Below are 21,472 nucleotides of genomic sequence, written 5' to 3' on the forward strand. Positions count from 1 at the left end.
CTTTTTCTCCCGGCCGGCCACAGGCCCGGTATGGAGTACACGACACTCGGCGACACCGGCATGGAGGTCAGCAGACTCTGTCTCGGGTGCATGAGCTTCGGTGACCCCGACTGGCGCGAGTGGGTTCTCGACGAGGAGGAGTCCCAGCCCATCATCGAGCGGGCCATCGACCTGGGGATCAACTTCTTCGACACCGCCAACATGTACTCGAAGGGCGAGTCCGAGCGGATCATCGGGAACGCTCTGGAGGGGCGCCGCGATGAGAGCGTCGTCGCCACGAAGGTCTACTTCCAGATGGACGACGACGATCCGAACTCGGGGGGCCTCTCCCGGAAAACCATCGAGCAGGAACTGGACGCCAGTCTCGACCGGCTGGGAATGGACGCGGTCGATCTCTACCAGATCCACCGCTACGATTACGACACGCCCATCGAACAGACGCTCCGGGCGCTCGACGACGCCGTCCGACGCGGGAAAACCCGTTATATCGGCGCGAGTTCGATGTGGACCCACCAGTTCGCCGACGCGCTCCACACCAGCGACCGCCTCGGCCTCGATCGGTTCGCGACGATGCAGAACCACTACAATCTCGTGTACCGCGAGGAAGAACGCGAGATGTACCCGTTCTGCCAGCAAGAGGGGATCGGGACCATGCCGTGGAGTCCGCTGGCCCGCGGCTACCTCACCCGACCACACGAGGCGGTCGACAGCACAGCGCGCGGCGAAAGTGAAGAGCGCCTCTACGAACACCCATACATGGAAGGCGGCGGGCCGGCCGTCAACGAGCGCGTCCAGGAACTCGCCGCCGAGTACGACGCGTCGATGGCCCAGATCGCGCTCGCGTGGGTGCTCGACAAGGAGTGGGTCGACGCGCCCATCATCGGCACGACCAGCGTCGAACACCTGGAGGAAGCCGTCGAAGCACTGGACATCGACCTCGCCGAAAGCGACGTCGAGTGGCTCGAGGAACCCTACGAGCCGGTTCCGGTGTCGGGCCACGAGTGACCGAGTAGCCACCGCCTGCCCGTTCCCCAGATTTCGTCGCTGGATTCAGACCGGAACTTCGGCGAGTGCTTATCCGGAGACGTCCGCGGCCACGTCCCGGATGGTCTCGTAGGCGTCGTCGCTGTAGGCGATGACCCGGACGTCGTCGAGCGAAGCCGGCTCGAAAGCGGCGATCTCCTCGCAGATGATCTCGGCGCCCGCTCGGAGACTGAACCCGGCGACGCCGGTGCCAATGGCCGGGACGACCAGCGACTCACAGCCCAGATCGTCGGCCCGTGCCAGGGAGTTTCGCGTCGCATCGCGGATACTGTCGGCGCTAGCCTTGCCACCGGGCGGCATCGCCGCGGCGTGAACGACGTACTCGGCGTCTAAGTCGTACGCGTCAGTCACGGCGACGCCGCCGAGGTCCACTGGTCCCTTCGAGACCGCCTCTTCATTGAGTTGCTCGCCGGCAGCCTTCCTGAGCGCACCGGCCACGCCCGATCCCATCCGGAGCCCGGTGTTCGCAGCGTTCACCAGTGCGTCGGCTTGCTGTGCGGCGATGTCCCCCTGGACGACAGTGACGTCCATACCGGGACTGTCGGAAACCAGCAGGAAAAGTTCGTCGGCGACGCCACGGGCGCTGCGTCGACAGTCGCGCCGTTGTCCGCTTGCTCTGCAGGTGGTCGCAGGATATGTGCCACACACAACATCTATTATTGATCATAACTTGACTAGTGGTACATGAAGCGTCGAGCGCTTCTCACGTCGGTGGGGGTAGGGATGGCCGGAATGGCCGGTTGTCTGGGTGGCAATTCGAACGACGGTGGCTCCAGCGCCAACAAGAACCAGGCGCCGTCAGTTTCGGTCTCGACTCCCAAGGGAAAGAAAGCGAGTTTCACACTCGCGAAGATCAACGCCTCGAGCAAGGCGGAAGTCAGCAAAAAGTACCAGTTCGAGATCACCGTCAAGAACACCGGCGACCAGCCGGGCGTGTATCAGGCACCCGCCAAAGTCAGAACGGGAGACAGCGTCAAGTACAAGCCGGTGACGAACGCGTTGGTGTACGTCGAACCTGGGAAGACGAAAACCGCTCAGATCACGCTTCCACCATTCAATTCGGTGGGGAAAGCCGACATTCGATTCGACTCGCCAGAGAACAGCTGGCAGGTGGACGTCATCGGGCCGAAGCTCCCGTTCGGTGGAACGTTTAGGGCAGACGGCTTCGACATCACGTACGAAAGCATCGAGATCAAAGACTCAGTCACCTACTCGGTGTCCGGATTCTCCTCAGAGCGGACGTACACCCCGCCGGGAGGAAGCAAACTAGCAGTCGTGACCGTCAAACTGCGAAGTATCGGCGGGGCCGACTGGATGGCAGATCCCTATAACTACAAAGCCCGGGTGGACGGGGTCACGCGAACGCCGTTTACCGACGCCGCCTACGGGAAACAGACGCTGGCGGACGGGGAGATCAAACGGGTGAAGTTGCCGTACGAAGTGCCCGAAGACGCGACCAAGTCCGACGTCGTGTTCCGCTACAACGCCCAGCGCGCCGACAAGTACGCCCGCTGGAGTGCGAAGTACGCAGCCGAGGCGGAGACCGGCGACGCCGGCACGGGCAGCACCGACGAGGGTGAGGACAGTTCGTCGACCGAGACGACGACAGCGGGATAGCGAGTCAGTCCCAGAACGACTGCGTTCGCGCGTACTGCCGTTCCTGTGCCAGGATGTCGCGATAGAACTCGTCTTCGTCTTCTCTGAGCTTGCTGATGATTCGAGCAGCGTTGTGCGGGCCGACGCCCCGCGCCGCCAGTGCGACGACCGCTCGCTTGCCGTGGCTCTGGACGAGATTCGCCGACTGGTACGCGCGGCGCGTCTGCTTTTCCTGTTCCTCGTCCTTGTCCTCGGTCTTGACGGCCGTGACGACCTCGTCGGCCCAGGGATTGAGCGCCGCGATGCGCGTCGACCCGCACTGCGGACACTCGGGTTGGTCCGCGACGCGCTCGACGGCCTGTTTGCGCTCCCAGTCCCGACAGTGGAGACAGAAGAGGATCACGCGATCGTTCTGGATGCGCTCCCGGACGGTCTGGATGACGGAGGCGTCGGCGTTCTCCGGTGCGAGCAACTCCTTCCCCGACGACCGCCCACCGAGACCGACCGGCGTGCGTTCGCCCACCGTCTCGATCTCGATTTCCCCGGCCTGGATGCGGGCGAGCACGTCGCTGGCCGCCTCGACGGCGAGTTCTTCGTGGAGCAGTTCCCGGAGCGCCTCGTCGTACACCGGCGTGCCTTCGAGAGCGTCCAGTAAGCGATCGCGGCCGAAGCGTCTGGAACTCCCCTTCCGCCAGCCCTTGAGCGAGCCGAACTTCGCGGCGACCTGTGCGAGTTTGAACTTCAGCGCGTCGGCGTTCTTGAGGCTGAGTTCGATGATGCCGGCGATGTGTCCCGGCTCGGTCTCCCGGATGGTGTCGAGGACGTCGTTGACCGTAATTCCCTGGGGAACTTCGAGTTCGATCCGGTAGGGATCGACCTCCATGCCGACCGACGACCCCGTTCGCTGGCCGATCAACGCCGAGAGGACGCGCCCGAGCGTCTCGTTGATCGTGTGGCCGAAGTGGGCCGTGAGGACGACCTCCCGCCCGTGGAACTCGACGAGGATCGCGTCGTCGGTGGGCATCGCCGCCTCGTGCCGGTCGAGTTGATCGAGTGCCTCGTTGATCGTGTGCTCGTCCGCGGGATACCGCTTGGCGAGGTCACGCGCGACCGGAGCAGTATCTCCCGTCCCGGTCAACTGAGCGCCGGCGACCTTTCGGATGTCGCCGACCTCCTGTGCGACCTCGTACGGGACGGGGATCTCCTGGCCGACCCACGACGGGACTTCCCCCGCCGGATCCTCGACGGGAGAGACCAGCACCTCCTCGTCGTCCTCGTCGACTTCGGTGATCCGCCACATCTCCCCGCGCTGGATGAATATTTCGCCGGGCGAGGCGAAGTTGACGACGAACTTCTCGTCTAAGGTCCCGACCTGGCGACCGCTGGCCATGTCTTTCACGTCGTAGGTCGCCTCGTCTGGGATCATCGAGAGGTTGTGATAGAAGTACTGCCAGGTCCCCCGGCACTTCTCGAGCAGGTCGTCGTCCTCGTTGAGCCACACCACGCGGTTGTCGGCGAGTTCCCGGGTGACCTGCTTGAACTCCACTTCGTCGAGGTTCCGGAACGGGTAGGCCCGGGTGACTATGTGGTAGGCCCGCATTGCGCCGACTTCGCCGAAGTCCATCACCAGGCCCGCGATCTGGTTGGCGACGGTGTCGAGGCTGCCGTGGTGGATGTTCGCCGGTTCGACGCCGCCCGCGACGGCCTGGCGAGCGATGGCCAGCGCCTCGAAGGTGTCGTCCGGTCTGGTCGTGATGACCGTCCCCGACGAGACTTCGTCGCGCCGGTGGCCGGCGCGACCGACGCGCTGGAGGAGCCGCGAGACCTGCCGCGGACTCTGGTACTGGACGACGTGGTCGATGCTCCCGACGTCGATTCCCAGTTCCATCGACGAGGTACACAGCAACCCCGAGAGGTCGCCCGTCTTGAACCGGTCTTCGACTTCGATCCGCGCCTCTTTCGAGAGCGAGCCGTGGTGGACCTCGATGTCCGTGCCCAGTTCCTTGAACCGCGAGCCGAGCGCTTCGGCGGTCTGGCGCGTGTTGACGAACACGAGCGTCGACTCGTGGTCGGAGACGATCTCGTCGATCGCGCGGACGTGACTGGCGACGTCCACGTTCGTCATCAGTTCGTTCGCCAGTCGCTCGTCCGCGTCCGTGATCTCGGGCTCTCGGACGGTCACGTCGAGGTCGCTCCCGACGTCCACCTCGACGATCTCGCAGTCCCGACCGCCGGTGAGGAATCGTCCGACCTCCCCGGGGTCGCCGACGGTCGCCGAGAGGCCGATGCGCTGGAACGAACCGGAGAGTTCTCTGAGGCGTTCGAGGCCGATCGTCAACTGGGCACCGCGCTTGGACGCGGCCAGTTCGTGCACCTCGTCGACGACGACGTGCTCGACGTCTTCCAGCGCCCGCCGCAGCTTTTTGCCGGTGAGCATCGCCTGCAGCGTCTCGGGGGTCGTGACCAGCACGTCCGGCGGGTCGTCGGCCTGCTTCTGGCGCTGGTAGTCGGTCGTGTCGCCGTGGCGCACGTCCACGTCGAGCCCGAGCGTCTCGCCCCACCACTCCAGCCGGTCGCGCATGTCCCGATTCAGCGCCCGCAACGGCGTGATGTACAGCGCACCGATGCCGAACCGCTCGCTGCCTTCGAGAGCATCGAACACGGGCAGCATCGCAGTCTCGGTCTTGCCGGTGCCGGTCGGCGCGACGATGAGTGCATCGCGACCGTCGACGAGCGGCGGGATTGCGCGGCGCTGTGGCTCAGTGGGCGTCTGGAAGCCGCGGTCGGAAAGCGCCGTGCGGACCGCGTCGTCGAACGCGGCGAAGGCTGCCGCCGTCCCGCCGTCAGTCATCGGCCGGGGTACGTGTTTGAGCCGATTAAGCACACCGTTTTCACCTATTCGGGCGGACTACCCGCGAGCCGAAGTCGCCGGGCGGCCGCCCGTGTCACCCACTCGTTACTCGTTTGCGGACTCGTCGACCAGGACGACGGCTTCACCCTCGACGACGGGTTCGTCGTCCGAATCGAGGACGGTCGTCTCCAGGCGCCATCGGTCTTTTCGCAGCGCTTCGACGGCGGTCACGGCTGCCCGAACCCGCTCCCCGATGTCGACCGGGCCGACGAAATCCGTCGTCTGGGAGAGATAGATCACCGTCCCCGGGAGTCGGGCGAGCGTCGCGCTGATGACGCCGGCGACGAGCATGCCGTGGGCGATCCGGCGACCGAAGCGGCTCCTCGCAGCGAACTCCTCGTCGAGGTGCAGCCGATTCGTGTCGCCGCTGGCCTGGGCGAACGCCTCGACGTCGGCTTCCGAGAGCGTCTTCTCGAACCGGAAGGTCTCGCCGACCTCGACCGTCTCGGGGAGGTCACCGTCGTCGGAGAACTCCCAGTTTTCGGCGTGATACGCGGTCCCACGAGTTCCCGGACTCGTCGCGGTCGCGCCGCCGTCCGCTTGGACCGCTCTGGCGGTCCGTGGGTAGAACGCAGCCACGTCCGTGGTCGTGACGACGCCGACCAGGTCGCCGTCCTCAACAACCGGCAGCCGCTTCACTCCGTCCGTGCGCATCAGCGACGCCACGTCGCGAACGGTCGCGTCCGGATCGACAGTAATCGGATCGGGTCGCATGACTGCCTGCACCGTGACGGCGTTGGGGTCGTCGTTCGCCTGCACCACGTCGACCACGTCCGTTTCGGTGAGAATCCCGATCGGTTCGTTGGCCTCGGCGACGACGACCGACCCGACCGCGGCCTCGCGGAGAATGGTCGCCGCGTCGTGGGCGGTCGCGCCCGGTTCGGTCGTTCTGACGGTCGTGCTCATGATGTCGCGCACGGGAACGGAGACAGCCATTGGATTCACGCACACAGACACCTTGCCGCCGTATCATATTTACTAAGACAGATCTATCGTGAACAGAACCCACAGTGTGCCACTGTACGCCACAGCCAGGGTCGGTCGCGACCGGCATCGAGAGAGGGGGCGACCGACTCAGACCTGCTGATACGGGCCCAGTCGGGTCCCGTCGAGCAGATACGCCTGTGCGTCGGCCAGGCCGGCAGGGAGGAACGGCGCGAGGAACCCCTGTCCCTCGACGTTGACCCACGTGCCGCCGAGGAGATCGTTGAAGCCGGGGAACACCACGAGTTCGCCGTCGATCGCGAGGTCGTCGCCGAACTGGTCTCGGAACGGGGCCGGATCGAGCCCGCCGCGCAGCCACGCGCGCTCCGCGCGCGATCCGCCGACCTCGTCTTCGAGTCTGACCTTTGGGTGTTCGTGACCGACGCAGACGACCTCTGCCGCCAGAACGTCGGGGGACGGCCAGGTGTGTCCGTGTGCGAAGCCGACGTCGCCCAGTCGAACGCCGTGGCCCGGCGTGACCTCCACGCCGAAGTCCCCCTCCGCGACCACGGTGTCGATGTCACCGTCGTGGTTGCCTTTGACGATCGTCACGTCGACGCGCTCGGTGGTCGCCGCCAGTAGCTGGTGGAGTTCGTCGCTCTCCTCCGCGTCGGGTTCCCCGATGGCGTGTTGGAGATCGCCCAGGAAGACGAGGCGGTCCGCGCCAGTTCGGTCCAGCAGGTCGAGGACGCTGGCCCGGCGCTCGTCGGCGCGACTCCGGATTTCGACGCCGTCGTAGCGAAGGCCGACCTCTAGCCCGGCGTGGAAATCAGCGAGCACCAGCGCGCGCCCGTCGGGCAGGTCCGCGACGGCCGCCGGCTCGCCAGGGACGGGTTCGACGGCCATCAGATCGGCTTGAGCGTCGCGTCGTCGGGCTCGTAGCAGCGTCCGTCCATCAGCGCGTCCTCGATCGCGCCCTCGACGTCGCCGGGGTCCGCCCCGTACTGCTCGACGACGCTCGCGACGAGTTCCTCGCGGTCCGCGCCGTCGCCGTCGTTGAGGTCTCGCATCGCGTCCATGACCGCCTCGGAAAGGTCGACGTCCTCGGCGGGCGCTTCGCCGGCCGAATCCTCGGCGGCAGCCGCGTCCGTCTCGGTGGTCTCGGTCGGTTCGGGCTCCGGTTCGGACTCCGGTTCCGGTTCGGGCTCCGGTTCGGGTTCAGGTTCCGGTTCAGGCGTCTCGATGTCCGCTTCACCCGGTTCGTCGACTTCGGTGCCGGTCGAGAAGTCCGTGCCGAACTCCTCTTCGATCCGTTCGCGCTCGTCGTCTTCGAGTTCGAACTCGCCCGGTTCGAAGTCGCCGATGTCGTCCTCGTCGTCGGACGCGACTGCGTCCCCGGTGCTCGCAGTCGGCTGGTCGGTGGTCGCGGTCTCTGTGACTGGGTCGGACTGCTCGTCGCTACCAGTCTCGACGGGAGTCTCTGTCTCGACGGCCGGCTCCGGTTCGCTCCCGGCGTCGGACTCGGTCGCGACGGCGTCGGTCTCGGCGGGCTCCGATTCGACCGGCTCGGGCTCCGCCGGCTCCGGTTCCGTGGTCGACGCGCCCGTACTTTCGTCGAGCGTCCCCGTGTCAGCGGACGGGGTCGCGTCAGGCTCGCTGCGCTCGGTAGCCGATTCAGACGCTTCCTCCGTGGACTGCTCGGTCGTCGTCGGCTCACTCGTGTCGTCGGTGGTGGACGGCGATCGGTCGGCCGACGGCGTCGTCGCAGTAGCGGCGTCCGTCGTCGAGGGCTCGGCTTCGCTCGCGGGCTGGCTCGACACGGCGTCGACGTCTGTCAGATCGGCGAGCGTCGCGCTCCCACTCGCGTCCGGTGCCATCGTCAAGGACTCGACCTCGTCGCGGTCGCCTGCGACCACGCGAGCGGCGTCGAGCGACACGTTCTGGAGCGCCTGCAGGTAACTCGGGGTCGTCTCGTAGTGTTCAATGGCCATCGCCGTGCCCGAGGCGAGGCCCTCGTCGACGCCGGCGGCGACCAGGCTGGCACGCAGTTCGTCGCCGCGTTCCGCGCGGGCGAGCGCCTCGGCCATCGTCGACACGCGGTCCAGCGTCCGCTCGGCCGTGGTGACGGTCCAGCGGTCCCGGGTCTCGGCGTCGACCTGGTTGATGCTCTCCGGTCGCACAGAGGTGTACACCGTGTCCGAGTCCTCCGGCTGGAACGTCCGGGCCTTGCCGGTGATCGAGACGAACATCGGCGGCTCGGCGCGTTCGAGGAACGCCATCTCGTCGGGCTGGTACTGGCCGGCGTACACGACGAACGCGCCCGTCGGGTCCACGATGCGGCCCCGGAGCACGTCCTCGTTGACCTGCTCGACCTCGGTGAGGACGCCGACGACGAACAGGCGGTTGACGCGCGCGCCCGTGGGCGTCACGACGTAGTTGGGCGCGCGCTCCTCGTCGCTCTCGGAGTAGGAGAAGTCCGCGTCCTCGTACTCGGCGGCGAACAGGCGGTACGCGACTTCGCGGCGGCCTGCACCGCCCTGGTCGGACTGGCTCATGCGTCCACCTCCGCGAGCAGCGCACGGGCACGCTCGGCGGGGTCGTCCTCGCTCCGAGCGAACTCGGTGGCGTCGAGGTTTGCCCCGTACTCGTCGACCGACAGCGAGCCGCGGACGCGGTACTCGTGGCCGACGATGCGCTCGGCGATCGTCTCGGCCACAACGGACTGGTCCATCGCGTCGCGGGCGTGTTCCTTCGCGTCGGCCAGGTTACCGCCGTACACCTGGGCCGTGAGTTCGTCGTCGAGGACGGCCGTCACGGTTCCCGTGCCGTCGTCGAGGATGGCCTTCGTGCGGAGGTCGTCCTCGCCGTCGACCTCGCCGTGGCTCCGGCACTGCCCCTTCTGGATGACGCGACCGCACTGGGGACAGCGCTCGATGAGCCCGGACCCGTCCCGAATCGAGATGACGTTTCCGACGAGGGCCACGTCGTACGCGCCGCCGCGCTCGACGGCGTCCCTGATCGGGAGCTGTTCGGGCTCGCTCCGCGCCTCGACCGGCTGATCGAGGGTCGAGACCGTCGAGAACTCCGAGACGTTCACGGACGGGACGCCGCGGAACTCCCGGACGTAGGCGTTCTCGACGTGGACGGACGCGCCGGTCTCGATCTCGGGGCGCGGTTCCCAGTCGGTAAAGGGGAGCCGCGCCGTCTCGTCGGCGAAGGTCCCGCTGAGGATCTCGGTCTCGCCGTCGCGGCCGTCGATGACTTTCGACTCGCACTCGACGATCTGGACGTCGAGCGTGACCCCGCGGTCGCCCGGCGAGAGTTCCGCCAGGGCGGCGTCGCCGCCGACGTCGTAGTCGATGGCGAGGGCGTCGTCGACGCGATCGACGTTCGTGCTCTCCCCGAGGTTCAGTTCGGGGTTGCCTTCCCACTCGCGGACGCTGGCGTTCCCGATCTGGACGGTCTCGCCCGGCTGGAGACCGAAGTCCTCCCAGGCCGTGTAGGAGATTTTGCCGGTCTCGTCGGCGAGTTGCCCCTCGAAGATGACGTGGTCCTCGCCGCGGTAGTGGATCGGCCGCTTCCCGACGGTGAGGATCGTCGCCGTGACGGTGACCGAGGAGTCCTCGGTGGACACGTCGGCGACGTCGACGGCGCTGGGTGCGCCACCGCCACCGCTCGATCCGTCGCCGTACTTCCGGCGGAGGCTCTGTTTGGCCTCGTCGATCGGAACGCTGTACGACACCAGGTTCTCCAGGTCAGATTTGACCTCCTCTTTGTCTACGCCGAGGTCGGAGGCGAGCTCCTCGGCATGATCGTCTAACTCCATCATCGTGGCTTTCGAGGGGCCGTGGTAAAATGTTGTCGTGGCCGCGAGTCAGTCACACTCGGTGAGAGAACGTCGCCACGACGATGCCACCGTAAGAGCGTTATCGACGGACCAGTAACACGGACGACATGCGAGTCGTCGTCAACGCAGCGATGAGTGCGGACGGGAAGATCTCCTCCCGTGAGCGGACACAGATAGCGATCAGCGGGCCGGAGGATTTCGACCGCGTCGACGAACTCAGGGCCGCGAGCGACGCCGTGATGGTCGGTGTCGGGACAGTCCTCGCAGACGATCCGTCACTGACGCTCGACAGCGAACAGCGTCGAACCGACCGCGTCGGGAACGGCGACCCGTCGAACCCAGCCCGAGTGATCGCGGACTCCCGGATTCGGACGCCACCGGACGCGACGATCCTCGACGACGCCGCCCCCACCTATCTGCTCGTCAGCGAAGCGGCACCGACGGACTTCATGGAGGAGATGGAAGACGCCGGAGCGACGGTCATCGCCGCCGGCGACGACAGGGTGGACCTGCCCAGCGCCTTCGAACAGCTCGAAGCAGACGGGATCGACCAGCTCATGGTCGAAGGCGGCGGCGAGCTCATCTTCTCGCTGTTCGCCGCGGACCTGGTCGACGAGTGCTCCGTGTTCGTCGGGCCGAAGATCATCGGCGGCCGGGACGCCCCGACGCTCGCAGACGGCGACGGGTTCACCGAGGACTTCCCGGCGCTGTCGCTGAAGGCGGTCGAGCGACTGGACGAAGGCGTGCTGTTGCAGTGGGACGTTCCCTGAAAAAGGCGAACAGCGAGTCGACGTTAGTGGTCGTGGCCGGTCATCTCGCCGAAGGTCTGGCCGAACCGCTGCTCGAAGAGGTCGAGCGTGATCTCCTCTGCGTCTTTGACTTCCTGTGCGGGTTCGCCCTGGCTGTGGTGGATCGCGCCGTGGATGCGCTGTGCCAGGCCGATCATCGCGATGTCGCCGATGACCTCGGGATCGGTCTCGCCGTCCTGGCGGAGCATGTCGAGCAGGCCCGTCGGGACCGTCAGTTCGTCTTCCGTTCCGTCCTCGTCCTCGATCGTGAGCGTCACCGTCTCCTGGTCTGCCATGTCCCTCCCTTTGGGAACCACCCTAAAGCATCTGTTGGGTCCGCGTCCGTGCGGTGACGGCGCGAATCAGTGATGATGTGGTATTGACTGCCCTGTTCTACACCATACGTCTCTATAGCTCTCCTAGCGAGCTATTTACCGATTCGCCCACGGTAACGTAACATGTCTCCAACCGACCTGCTCACGGTCGTGATGGTCGCGCTGACGCTGCTGTGGGTGACGGATCTGTTTCTCGAATCGGCACGCACTCACACCCGGGTGGAAACGTGCCAGACCCCTGACGAAGACGTCGACGTGTAACCAGTCGATCGAACCGTTCAAACGTCTCTCGAACAGAGGGGAGGGAATTTAGTCGTCGGCTTCCGCGTCTGCCGTCGCACCTTCGGCGGCCTCGGCCGTCGCGTGCTCTTCTAAGTACTCGTCGGCGTCGATCGCTGCCTTCGAGCCCATGCCGCCAGCCGTGATCGCCTGCTGGTAGTGGTGATCGACCACGTCGCCAGCGCCGAAGATGCCTTCGACGGCAGTTTTCGTCTGTCCGCCGCCGCGACCGCCCTGCGTGACGAGGTAGCCGGCGTCGTCCATTTCGACGCCCGTCCCTTCGAGGTACTCCGTGTTCGGCGTGTGGCCGATGGCGAGGAACACCGCGCCGACGTCGAACTCGAACTCTTCGGTCTCTGGGTCGTCGAGTTTCTCCGTCGGGTGGCCCTCGGGGTTTTGGACGAGCGTCACGTGATCGACGCCGTCTTCGGGGGTCCCGTGGATTTCGGTCATCTCGGTGTTTTTCATGATCTCCATGTCGCCCTCCTCGACTTTCTCGTGGACGCGGTCGATCCAGTAGTCCTCGGCGCGGAACTCCTCGCGACGGTGGGCGAGGTAGACGGTGTCGGCGAACTTCGTCAGGAACGTCGCTTCCTCCATGGCGGCGTCGCCGCCACCGACGACGAGCATGTCCTCGTCGCGGAAGAACGCCCCGTCACAGGTCGCACAGGTCGAGACGCCGTACCCCATGAGTTCGTCCTCGCCGGGAATGCCGAGCGTCCGTGCGCTGGCGCCAGAGGCGGCGATCACGGCGTCGGCGGTGTAGACGGTGCCGTCCTTGAGTTCGACGCGGAACGGCCGGTCGCTCGCATCCACGTCGACGATGATGCCGTGGTCGATCTCGGCCCCGAACTGCTTGGCCTGCTCTTTCATGTTGTTGACCAGGTCCGGGCCGCTGATGCCTTCCGGGAAACCCGGGTAGTTGGCGACGTCGGTGGTGAGCGTCAGCTGCCCACCCGGTTCGTCGCCCTCCAGAACGAGCGGATCGTTGTTCGAACGAGCGGCGTAGATAGCTGCGGTCAGTCCGGAAATCCCTGTACCTGCGATGATGAGTTTGCGATGTTCGGCGACCTCGGCAGTCATATCTCATCGTATTGTCGGCCGGGCTATTAACCCTGCGCTGTTGTGCGCAGTTCGCACAATAGTATTGCCCTAACAATACACAACTGCCGAGGCGGTGTAGCTACTATCGGACCCACTAAACCCGACTTTCGGAGTCCGGCATGTGTTGACAACCCATTATGGCGGTGTAGAAATACGCGTGCCCCACAATACCGTTCGGGAAGACTTGACACTCACGGCGGTGAGAGGATGGGAGTCTCGGCGGTTGCCGAACGGACCCGGCCGCCATGGGGAGACTAATGGTCCCGCCGGACTCATGCCCCAGCATGCCCGCTGATCTCGAAGAGAAGACCGATCGCTACGAGGGGTTACTCGCCGAGGCGCTGGCGGAGGCAGAGATTGCCGTCCCGGCCGACACGCCGCTCGCCGACGCAGCCGACGAGTATCAGGAAATGGCAGCCTCCTACCTCGAGGACGGCCGTCACTTCCGCGACGAGGACGATCTCGTGAACGCACTCGCCTCGTTCTCGTACGGACACGCGTGGCTGGACGCAGGGGCGCGGCTGGGGTTGTTCGACGTGCCCGCAGAGGGACACCTCTTTACCGTCTAGACGCACGCAAGCTGCGTTGGGTGCTTTCCGACCCTGAAACCGTGTTGTCGGGTTTTTACGTTCAGAGAGGGAAGTCGTCAGTATGCCCGGCAGTTACAGCGACAACCGGACTGTCTAACTCGTCGGAGCAGTCTTCTTTGTGATCGCAGTGGCCGGCTCCATCGTGTACGACTGGGAGTTCGGCGGGAGTGCGGACCCGCTGCCGTCAGCGCTCGCCGTCCTCGCAGTCGCCATCGCCATCGCGGTGACGGTGCTCCGAAACCGGTAACAGGCGACGAAGGGAGCCGACGGCACTGCTGCGGTCGGTGCTCGTAGCCTGGCTTGTCGCATCTATCGCAGCGGATAGAGGGGATTCCGTATGCTGCCGGGCACGCGGGACGGAAGATACCGTGCTCGAAAGGATCGGGCGGTCGATACCCGTCCGCGGAACGCCGGTCAGTTCGCGAAGGCTCTCGACCTGGCGCCCACGCAGGTCCGCCATCACCTGATCGTCCTGCAGGACAACGACGTCGATCGATCTCTCCGTCGTTGGGGACACAGCCTGGGCGAGTACGATCCAGGGTCAGGTAGCTTCACCCTTCGGCCCCCCTATTCACCGTTCAGCAGACAGGTCACGGATGGCCGCCTCACGGGCGATAGCGCGGTTGTGCGCCTGTTATGGCCCGTGTTACCACCCACTCCATTCAGCGAAAGGTTTATATGCTTTTCGAGCTTACTATGAGTTAGCAGCACGCCGGTAGATTTTTTACGCTTTCGCCGCCGGCAAGCCACGATTCCCCCATGAGCGACACAACAATCCGAACCACAGAGACAGAACAGACCGGCAACCGAGAGACGACCGAATCCACGACCGAGCGAGAATCGACGAGCGAACAGGTATGTCCCGAGTGCGGTGGGAACCTCGTAACCGACAGCGAACACGGCGAAACCGTGTGCCGCGAGTGCGGCCTGGTCGTCGAAGAAAACGAGATCGACCGCGGGCCGGAGTGGCGCGCGTTCAACAGCAGCGAGAAAGACGAGAAGTCCCGCGTCGGCTCACCGACGACGAACATGATGCACGACAAGGGGCTCTCGACCAACATCGGCTGGCAGGACAAGGACGCGTACGGACGGTCGCTCAGCTCCAGCCAGCGCCAGAAGATGCAGCGACTGCGTACGTGGAACGAGCGGTTCCGCACCCGCAACTCCAAGGAGCGCAACCTCAAGCAGGCCCTCGGCGAGATCGACCGCATGGCCTCGGCACTCGGCCTTCCGGAGACCGTCCGTGAGACCGCGAGCGTCATCTACCGCCGCGCCCTCGACGAGGACCTGCTGCCGGGCCGGTCCATCGAAGGCGTCGCCACCGCGTCCCTGTACGCAGCGGCCCGTCAGTCGGGGAACCCCCGCAGCATCGACGAGATGATCGCCGTCTCCCGCGTCGACGACATGGAGATGACTCGAACCTACCGGTACATCATCCGGGAACTGAACCTGGAGATCAAGCCGGCAGACCCCGAGAGCTACGTCCCTCGGTTCGTGTCGGACCTGGACCTCTCCGACGAAGTCGAACGCGGCGCTCGCGAACTCCTCGAGGACGGCCGTCAGGCTGGCCTGCTCAGCGGGAAGAGCCCCGTCGGGCTCGCCGCCGCAGCCGTCTACGCCGCCGCGTTGCTGGCCAACGAGAAAGTCACCCAGAGCCAGGTCAGCGACGTCGCCTCGATCAGCGAGGTAACCATCCGGAACCGGTACAAGGAGCTCCTGGAAGCGAAACAGGTCTCCGCGTGAACTGTCTCCGGTCCGGATCGTTGGTTGTGAACTGTTGACAAGCTTTTTCTACCTGCCGATTGTGAACAATGCACGCATGAAGGAGGCATACGTCCGACTGCTCTGTCCGGAATGTACGAAAGGGTGGGAGTCGACGCCGAACGATCTCCCGTCGCACAAACGAACGTTTCACTGTCCGAACTGCCACGCGAGTCGCCGCCTCGCCGAGTTCACCCGGACAGACCGAGACCTCGAGACGTTGAAATCCCTTCAGTGATCGGGGACTGAACCCGTTTTTACCCGCTCGTCGGCGAAAGCGCGCCACAGGCTTCACAGCGCAGCAACAACGCGCCCTGTTCGCGCTCGAACTTGGTGTCCGGGAGTCCGCATTCCGGACAGATGACGAACTCCTCGACGTATTCGTCGAGCGCTTCCTGGACGCGGCGTTCGCCGAATTCACCGGTCAGTCGCGCACGACCGCTCTCGTCGATGTGCCCGCTCGTCCCGAGCTCGCTCTGGAGGAACTTCATCACGTGATCGTCTTCGCGACCGAGACGTTTCGTGGTGGACTGGAAGTTCTCGTAGACCGTGACGTTCCCTTCCTGACGGACTTCGGGGTCAGGAACGTCGAACCGATCCGTGCTCCCCTCGATATCGGGGGTGTGTTCCATCGCCCGGTCGAGTTGATCCTCGTAGTCCATACCGGTAACTGAACCGCGCGCGAGACAAAAAACTTTCAACCGCGGGTGCACACTGCCGCCGTCCCGGGCCGGACTGTGTGATTTCACTTATACCGGATACGAAACAACTCGTATGCTATTGGATGAGAAACACGAATCACTTGAAAACCCCATTATTGCCGGCTCTCTGGCAGGGACCCATGTTAACGGGACTCAGAGTAATACTATAACCCTTGAGTGGTTACGCTCGGATGACCATGAAGAAGCAGGAACTCATCCATCTCCACGGCCTGCTTGCACAGGTACAGAACCACTACGAAGAGAAGACAGGCAACACCGTCGAGCACGACGAGTACGCCCGAATCAACGTCCGACCGACGTCGATTCACAAATCCAAGGACGACCACAAGGAAGCCGTCTTCGCGCTGGCCGACGGCATCAATTCCGAGATGACCGAAGAGAAGACCGAACAGGTTCCTGCTGCCGCCGACTAACGGCACTCTTTCGCTGTCTTCCACTCACACTCTTCGAGTTCTCTCTCTTTCTCTCCACCGATCTTTCACACGCCAGCGGTGGCTCTCCGTCGGGCGTGACGAACAGCCCACCGACAGGGGGAAGTTCGCAAAGTCGTGTCGTGAAAACCGGCCAGTCGTTACTTGTCGATCAGTTCCTCGAACTCCGGAAGCACCTCGTCGCCAGCTGACTCCTCGCTGACGGCGTCGTCGTCCGCCGTCTCGGTCGTCGAATCCTCGTTCGCGTCCTCGTCTTCCTCTTCGATCTGTTCGATTTCGAGGACGTCGAGCGGGATGTTTTCGAGGCGCTGGCCGATCTCTTTCCGGGCGATGCGAGCGGCGTGTTCCTCACGTTCGACGTTGAACACGGTCATCTCCAGCTCCAGAGCGACCAGACTCTCGTCGGCTGCGATGAACGCCGGTTCCAACTCTTCCCCGCAGTGTGGGCAGGACCGCTCCCCCATGTTGATCTCGACGTAGTTGAGGTCGGGATTCAGCATCTCGCCCGTTTTCGAGATGGCGATACGGACGGCTTCGTCCGGCGTCTCGACGTCGTACACCGGAACTGCGGCCTCCACGACAACTCTGCAGTTCATGCCCACGGATTGGCTAGCCAGTGGTAAGAAGGTTAGCGTCCGTTCAACCGGTATCGCTAGCCTGTACGGGTTACGGACTGCCTGCTCGCCCGTCTCGAATCGCCCGCCGGCGGTGGCGTCGGCGCAGGTCGACTCGTAACCCCCAAGCCGGTCCATCCCATCCCTCCCCGTGATGGAACAGGGAGTCATCGACGTCGGATCGCTTCCGGGTGGGTTCGACCTCCAGTCGACCGTCGAGAGCGGGCAGTCCTACCTCTGGAGTCGCGAGGACGGAACGACCTACGAAACAGCCGACGCCTACGGGGGCTCGGAGTGGTACTGGACGACCGTCCGCCACCCGGCCCGCGACGACCCAGCAGTCCTCCGCGTCCGGCAAGTCGATGGCCGCCTCGAATGGGAATCACACGTCGACGCAGCGGACCGTCTCCGGCACCGCCTCCGCCTCGACGACGACCTCGGGCAGATCGTCGCCGAGACCCCGGACGACCGACTCCTCCGAGACGCCTACGAGACCTACGGTGGAATGCGTCTCGTTCGGGACCCGCCGTTCCCCACGCTCGTCTCCTTCATCTGTTCTGCACAGATGCGGGTCGCCCGCATCCACCGCATGCAGGAAACGCTCCGTCAGACGTTCGGCCAAGAGATTACCTTCGACGGCAACAGTTACCACGCCTACCCGACGCCGGAGACGCTGGCGGAGACCACGGAGGGAAAGCTCCGAGAGTTAGGGCTCGGTTACCGTGCGCCGTACGTCCAGCGGAGTGCCGAACTCGTCGCCACGGACGAGCTCGACCCGGCGGACGCGCGCGGCCGACCGTACGAGGAGGCCAGATCGTTTCTCACCGGATTCGTCGGCGTCGGAGACAAGGTAGCCGACTGCATCCTGTTATTCTCGCTCGAATACCTCGAAGCCGTGCCCCTTGACACCTGGATTCGAACCACCATCGAGGAGTACTATCCCGAGTGTGACCAGGGGTCGTATGAAGAGACTTCGCGTGCCATCCGAGAGGCCTTCGGCGGGAAATACGCCGGCTACGCACAGACCTACGTGTTCCATTACCTCCGCAACGGCGGGGAGTGACGGATAACCGGGGACGGTTGGGAAGTCACGTACCCTTTTCAGGTGTGGCGATGAAGCGCCACGCATGGCAGATCGCGTCCGCGCACACGTGTTCGTCACCGGGAAAGTCCAGGGCGTGTACTACCGCGCGAACACCAGGGATACCGCCCGTGAACACGGGGTCGACGGCTGGGTCCGCAACCTGGACGACGGTCGCGTCGAGGCCGTCTTCGAGGGGCCAGCGGACGACGTCGAGGCGCTGGTCGAGTGGTGTCACGAGGGGAGTCCGCGAGCCCGCGTCGACGACGTCGACGTCGAGTACCAGGACGACGAGGGAATCGACGGGTTCGAGATCCAGTACTGACCTCCCGCAGGCTTAACGGTCGGCCGGTCGAAGGCTCGCGCATGTTGATCCAGGACCAGGCCGTCCTCGACGAGAACGCCGCGGCGCTGGGGGTGCCGCGGAAACAGCTGATGGAGTCGTCCGGGAACGCCGTGGCGCAGGTCGTGCGCGAGGTCGCCGACCCCGGCAGCGACGTGACGATCGTCGCCGGCCGCGGGAACAACGGCGGCGACGCGTTCGTCACTGCACGGTTTCTCACCGACTACGACGTGCGCGTCCGCCTGCTGGGCCGTCCCGAGACCATCACGACCGACATCGCCCGGGAGAACTGGGAGGCGCTCCAGCGGGCCGAACTCGACGCCCAGGCGGTCCGCGACTCGGCCGACCTCGACGTCGGGGCGCCGGACGTCGTCGTCGACGCGATGCTCGGAACCGGCGTGACGGGGGCGCTCCGTGAACCGGCGGCGACGGCCGCCGAGCGAATCAACGACGCCGACGCGACGGTCGTCGCCGTCGACGTGCCGTCCGGCGTCAACGCGGACACCGGCGAGGCCGCTGGCGTCGCCGTCAACGCCGATCACGTCGTCACGTTCCACGAGACGAAACCCGGTCTGCAGGACGTCGACGCCGAGGTGACGGTCGCAGACATCGGCATCCCCGCGGCCGCCGAGCTGTTCGTCGAACGCGGCGACCTCCTGCGGCTCTCGCGTGACCCGCAGAGCCACAAGGGCGACCACGGCGAAGTCCTGATCGTCGGCGGCGGGCCCTACACCGGTGCGCCGGCACTCGCTGCCCAGTCGGCGTTCCGCGCCGGCGCGGACCTGGTTCGAGTGGCCTGTCCGGCGTCGGTCGCCAGGGAGGTCCAGAGCTTCGAGGAGGGCATCATCATGCGGTCGTTCGCCGGGGAGATGCTCCAGCCCCACCACGTGGACCAGCTCCTCGACCGGGCCGTCGAACACGACGTCGTGGTGTTCGGCCCGGGCCTCGGCAACGCGAACGGGACGCTCGAGGCCGTCGGGGAGTTCCTCGAAGCGTTCGACGGGCGCGCCGTCGTCGACGCAGACGCGCTCCAGGTCGTCCCCGACGTGGACACCGACGCGACGCTGCTCTGTACGCCCCATCAGGGCGAACTCCAGAAGATGGGTGGGGAGACCCACGAGGACTGGCGCGAGCGCGACGACCTCGTCGCGGGGTTCGCCGACGACCTCGGTCACACGCTCCTGGTGAAAGGCGCGTACGACGTCATCTCTGACGGCGAGACGACGCGGGTCAACCGCACGGGGAACCCCGGAATGACCGTCGGCGGCACCGGCGACGTGCTCGCGGGCGTCGCGGGCGCCCTGTTGTGTACACAGGACCCCGTCGACGCGGGCGCGATCGCTGCGTACGCCAACGGTCGCGCTGGCGACCTCGTCGTCGAAGACAGGGGGTTCGGCCTCACGGCCGCGGACCTCCTGAACGCCATCCCGACCGCGCTCTGGGGTGACAGCGATGGGTGACGACGAGGGACCTGACGGGACGAGCGACGACCTGACCCACACCGACGAGTCCGGAAACGTCCAGATGGTCGACGTCGGAGACAAACCCGACACGGCCCGTCGCGCCGAGGCCCGCGGGGAGATCCACCTCCAGGAATCGACCATCGAGGCGATCCGCGAGGACGGCATCGAGAAGGGCGACGTGCTGGCGACGGCCCGCGTCGGGGCGGTCCAGGCCGTCAAGCACACCTGGGAGACGATTCCGATGTGTCACCAGATTCCGATCACGAACGTCGACACCGACTTCGAACTCGACGACGACCACGTCACGCTGACCGTCGCCGTCGAGACCACCGGCAAGACCGGCTGCGAGATGGAAGCGCTCGAGGGCGTCACGACGGGGCTCAACGTGGTCTGGGACATGGTGAAAGCAGCGGAAAAAGACGCCGACGGCCAGTATCCGGACACGGCGATCCGCAACGTGCGCGTCGTCCAGAAGCAAAAACTGGCGCTTGAGTGACGGGGAACCGTAACCGGTTTCGGGTACGCGGTGTCGGAACCACGAAGCATAAGTTTTCGAGACGCTATGATTTCGGTATGCGACACATTGGACTGAAAGTCCGCATGGCGATCGTCGGATCGCTGTTGTTCCTCTTCTACGCCGTCGCCGCCCTCGTCGCGATGGCTGCGTTCGGAACCGGCGTCCTCCCGCTCGTCCTGATCGGGAGCGTCGTCCTCGTCGGGTTCCAGTACAAAGTCGGTAAATGGGCAGCCCTCCGTAGCGTCGGTGCCGAAGACATGCCGGAAGACCGGTTCCAAGACGTCCACCGGTCCGTCGAGCGTATGTCCGAGGAGATGGGCATCGACAAACCGCGACTGATGGTCGCCCGGATGGGCGTTCCCAACGCCTTCGCCGTCGGTCGGAAAGGCGCCGGGACCGTCGTCGTCTCCGAGGAACTGATGCAGTTGCTCGACAGAGACGAACTCGACGGCGTCCTCGCCCACGAGCTCGCTCACATCGCCAACCGCGACGTGGTGATGATGGTGCTCGGCCAGGGAATCGCCTCGATCGTCGCGATCGTCGCTCAGTACGTCGTCCTGCTGACCGGCGACAACGACATCGCGGACTTCATCCTGGCCATCGTCGTCGGCCAGATCGTCCAGATGTTCGTGATGATCTTCGTGCTGGCCATCTCGCGGTACCGCGAGTACGTCGCCGACGCCGACGCCCGTCGGACCATCGGCAACGGCGACCCGCTGGCCCGCGCACTCGAAAAAATCTCGCAGGGCAACCAGCGCGCCCGCGATTCGGCCGTCGACGAACAGGTCAACGCCCTCTGTATCTTCGGACAGGACATGGGCATCGCCAAACTGTTCTCGACGCACCCCCCGACAGAGAAGCGCATCGAACGCCTGCGTAACTGATGGCGCTTCGCGAACTGCTCGCGGCCGTCCTGAGCGTGGGTCTCGGGGTGTTTTTCGTCGCGTACCCACAGGCGATCATCCAGATTCACACGGCGGGCCGATACCCTGACGGCCGTCACGGTGAGTACGGCACCGACGGCGACCCGCCACGAAAGTGGCAACTGGTCGTCCGAGGGATCGGGGTACTCGCAATAGTGGTCGGCCTGTGGATCGCTGCACAGCAGTACGTCCGCTAACT

Annotated in this window: 25 protein-coding genes; 15 read left to right on the forward strand and 10 right to left on the reverse strand. The window is 65.3% G+C overall.

The window, feature by feature from the left end; translation table 11 throughout:
* The first annotated feature begins 30 nt into the window (after positions 1-30).
* The gene (locus ACFR9U_RS18590; protein WP_247378641.1) at positions 31-1,005 is read left to right on the forward strand and encodes an aldo/keto reductase; all 975 of its coding nucleotides are present in this window, start codon (positions 31-33) and stop codon (positions 1,003-1,005) included.
* A 69-nt stretch (positions 1,006-1,074) separates the two neighbouring features.
* On the opposite strand, the gene ACFR9U_RS18595 is transcribed toward ACFR9U_RS18590, so the two are convergent.
* Positions 1,075-1,575: a macro domain-containing protein gene (locus tag ACFR9U_RS18595; RefSeq protein ID WP_247378642.1), complete on the reverse strand. Its 501-nt coding sequence runs from the start codon at positions 1,573-1,575 to the stop codon at positions 1,075-1,077.
* Positions 1,576-1,728: 153 nt separating this feature from the next.
* On the opposite strand from ACFR9U_RS18595, the gene ACFR9U_RS18600 reads away from it, so the two are divergent.
* The gene (locus ACFR9U_RS18600; RefSeq protein ID WP_247378643.1) at positions 1,729-2,661 is read left to right on the forward strand and encodes a hypothetical protein; all 933 of its coding nucleotides are present in this window, start codon (positions 1,729-1,731) and stop codon (positions 2,659-2,661) included.
* 4 nt (positions 2,662-2,665) lie between these two features.
* On the opposite strand, the gene ACFR9U_RS18605 is transcribed toward ACFR9U_RS18600, so the two are convergent.
* From ACFR9U_RS18605 to ACFR9U_RS18625, 5 genes are all read right to left on the reverse strand, one after another.
* Complete coding sequence (locus ACFR9U_RS18605) at positions 2,666-5,491, reverse strand: DEAD/DEAH box helicase (protein ID WP_247378644.1); 2,826 nt, start codon at positions 5,489-5,491, stop codon at positions 2,666-2,668.
* A 105-nt stretch (positions 5,492-5,596) separates the two neighbouring features.
* Positions 5,597-6,487, reverse strand: a complete 891-nt coding sequence (locus tag ACFR9U_RS18610; RefSeq protein ID WP_247378645.1) for a CBS domain-containing protein — start codon at positions 6,485-6,487, stop codon at positions 5,597-5,599.
* Between the two features lie 138 nt (positions 6,488-6,625).
* A complete protein-coding gene (locus ACFR9U_RS18615; protein ID WP_247378646.1) occupies positions 6,626-7,381 on the reverse strand; it encodes a metallophosphoesterase in 756 nt (251 codons plus the stop codon).
* Positions 7,381-9,030: an RPA family protein gene (locus tag ACFR9U_RS18620; protein ID WP_247378647.1), complete on the reverse strand. Its 1,650-nt coding sequence runs from the start codon at positions 9,028-9,030 to the stop codon at positions 7,381-7,383. Before ACFR9U_RS18620 ends, ACFR9U_RS18615 begins: the two co-directional genes overlap by 1 nt.
* Positions 9,027-10,301, reverse strand: coding sequence for a Single-stranded DNA binding protein (locus ACFR9U_RS18625; protein ID WP_247378648.1), 1,275 nt, complete (start codon positions 10,299-10,301; stop codon positions 9,027-9,029). The genes ACFR9U_RS18620 and ACFR9U_RS18625 overlap by 4 nt, the downstream gene beginning before the upstream one ends.
* 128 nt (positions 10,302-10,429) lie before the next feature.
* Between ACFR9U_RS18625 and ACFR9U_RS18630 the strand changes: the two genes are divergently transcribed.
* Positions 10,430-11,092, forward strand: a complete 663-nt coding sequence (locus ACFR9U_RS18630; protein WP_247378649.1) for a 2,5-diamino-6-(ribosylamino)-4(3H)-pyrimidinone 5'-phosphate reductase — start codon at positions 10,430-10,432, stop codon at positions 11,090-11,092.
* Between the two features lie 23 nt (positions 11,093-11,115).
* Here the strand turns inward: ACFR9U_RS18630 and ACFR9U_RS18635 are convergent, their stop codons facing one another.
* Positions 11,116-11,406: a DUF7545 family protein gene (locus tag ACFR9U_RS18635; RefSeq protein WP_247378650.1), complete on the reverse strand. Its 291-nt coding sequence runs from the start codon at positions 11,404-11,406 to the stop codon at positions 11,116-11,118.
* Positions 11,407-11,568: 162 nt separating this feature from the next.
* Here ACFR9U_RS18635 and ACFR9U_RS18640 point away from each other — a divergent pair, with 162 nt between their 5' ends.
* Entirely contained in the window at positions 11,569-11,706 is a 138-nt protein-coding gene (locus tag ACFR9U_RS18640; protein ID WP_247378651.1) for a hypothetical protein, read from the forward strand.
* A gap of 48 nt (positions 11,707-11,754) precedes the next feature.
* On the opposite strand, the gene ACFR9U_RS18645 is transcribed toward ACFR9U_RS18640, so the two are convergent.
* A complete protein-coding gene (locus ACFR9U_RS18645) occupies positions 11,755-12,807 on the reverse strand; it encodes an NAD(P)/FAD-dependent oxidoreductase (protein WP_247378652.1) in 1,053 nt (350 codons plus the stop codon).
* A gap of 305 nt (positions 12,808-13,112) precedes the next feature.
* Here ACFR9U_RS18645 and ACFR9U_RS18650 point away from each other — a divergent pair, with 305 nt between their 5' ends.
* From ACFR9U_RS18650 to ACFR9U_RS18665, 4 genes are all read left to right on the forward strand, one after another.
* Positions 13,113-13,397: a DUF357 domain-containing protein gene (locus ACFR9U_RS18650; RefSeq protein ID WP_247378653.1), complete on the forward strand. Its 285-nt coding sequence runs from the start codon at positions 13,113-13,115 to the stop codon at positions 13,395-13,397.
* Positions 13,398-13,536: 139 nt separating this feature from the next.
* Positions 13,537-13,665, forward strand: a complete 129-nt coding sequence (locus tag ACFR9U_RS18655; protein ID WP_282594305.1) for a hypothetical protein — start codon at positions 13,537-13,539, stop codon at positions 13,663-13,665.
* Positions 13,666-14,177: 512 nt separating this feature from the next.
* Entirely contained in the window at positions 14,178-15,161 is a 984-nt protein-coding gene (locus ACFR9U_RS18660) for a transcription initiation factor IIB (RefSeq protein ID WP_247378654.1), read from the forward strand.
* A gap of 76 nt (positions 15,162-15,237) precedes the next feature.
* Positions 15,238-15,417: a DUF7836 family putative zinc-binding protein gene (locus ACFR9U_RS18665; protein ID WP_247378655.1), complete on the forward strand. Its 180-nt coding sequence runs from the start codon at positions 15,238-15,240 to the stop codon at positions 15,415-15,417.
* Between the two features lie 19 nt (positions 15,418-15,436).
* Here the strand turns inward: ACFR9U_RS18665 and ACFR9U_RS18670 are convergent, their stop codons facing one another.
* A complete protein-coding gene (locus ACFR9U_RS18670; protein ID WP_247378656.1) occupies positions 15,437-15,841 on the reverse strand; it encodes a translation initiation factor IF-2 subunit beta in 405 nt (134 codons plus the stop codon).
* 236 nt (positions 15,842-16,077) lie between these two features.
* Here ACFR9U_RS18670 and ACFR9U_RS18675 point away from each other — a divergent pair, with 236 nt between their 5' ends.
* Entirely contained in the window at positions 16,078-16,314 is a 237-nt protein-coding gene (locus ACFR9U_RS18675) for a UPF0058 family protein (RefSeq protein ID WP_247378657.1), read from the forward strand.
* A gap of 158 nt (positions 16,315-16,472) precedes the next feature.
* Here the strand turns inward: ACFR9U_RS18675 and ACFR9U_RS18680 are convergent, their stop codons facing one another.
* Positions 16,473-16,928 carry a DUF555 domain-containing protein gene (locus ACFR9U_RS18680; protein ID WP_247378658.1) on the reverse strand — a complete coding sequence of 152 codons (456 nt, stop codon included), beginning with the start codon at positions 16,926-16,928 and terminating at the stop codon, positions 16,473-16,475.
* Between the two features lie 172 nt (positions 16,929-17,100).
* Here ACFR9U_RS18680 and ACFR9U_RS18685 point away from each other — a divergent pair, with 172 nt between their 5' ends.
* The 6 genes from ACFR9U_RS18685 (at position 17,101) to ACFR9U_RS18710 (ending at position 21,470) form a co-directional block, all read left to right on the forward strand.
* Positions 17,101-18,009: a DNA-3-methyladenine glycosylase family protein gene (locus ACFR9U_RS18685; protein WP_247378659.1), complete on the forward strand. Its 909-nt coding sequence runs from the start codon at positions 17,101-17,103 to the stop codon at positions 18,007-18,009.
* A 64-nt stretch (positions 18,010-18,073) separates the two neighbouring features.
* Positions 18,074-18,352 carry an acylphosphatase gene (locus tag ACFR9U_RS18690; RefSeq protein WP_247378660.1) on the forward strand — a complete coding sequence of 93 codons (279 nt, stop codon included), beginning with the start codon at positions 18,074-18,076 and terminating at the stop codon, positions 18,350-18,352.
* 41 nt (positions 18,353-18,393) lie between these two features.
* Complete coding sequence (locus tag ACFR9U_RS18695) at positions 18,394-19,830, forward strand: NAD(P)H-hydrate dehydratase (RefSeq protein ID WP_247378661.1); 1,437 nt, start codon at positions 18,394-18,396, stop codon at positions 19,828-19,830.
* Positions 19,823-20,329, forward strand: a complete 507-nt coding sequence (gene moaC / locus ACFR9U_RS18700; RefSeq protein ID WP_247378662.1) for a cyclic pyranopterin monophosphate synthase MoaC — start codon at positions 19,823-19,825, stop codon at positions 20,327-20,329. Before ACFR9U_RS18695 ends, moaC begins: the two co-directional genes overlap by 8 nt.
* A 104-nt stretch (positions 20,330-20,433) precedes the next feature.
* Complete coding sequence (locus ACFR9U_RS18705) at positions 20,434-21,234, forward strand: M48 family metallopeptidase (RefSeq protein WP_345893382.1); 801 nt, start codon at positions 20,434-20,436, stop codon at positions 21,232-21,234.
* On the forward strand, positions 21,234-21,470 hold the full coding sequence (locus ACFR9U_RS18710; RefSeq protein WP_247378664.1) for a DUF6199 family natural product biosynthesis protein: 237 nt from the start codon (positions 21,234-21,236) through the stop codon (positions 21,468-21,470). The genes ACFR9U_RS18705 and ACFR9U_RS18710 overlap by 1 nt, the downstream gene beginning before the upstream one ends.
* Positions 21,471-21,472: the final 2 nt, after the last annotated feature.

Source organism: Halorientalis brevis, assembly GCF_042678165.1.
GTDB classification, from domain to species: Archaea; Halobacteriota; Halobacteria; order Halobacteriales; family Haloarculaceae; genus Halorientalis; species Halorientalis brevis.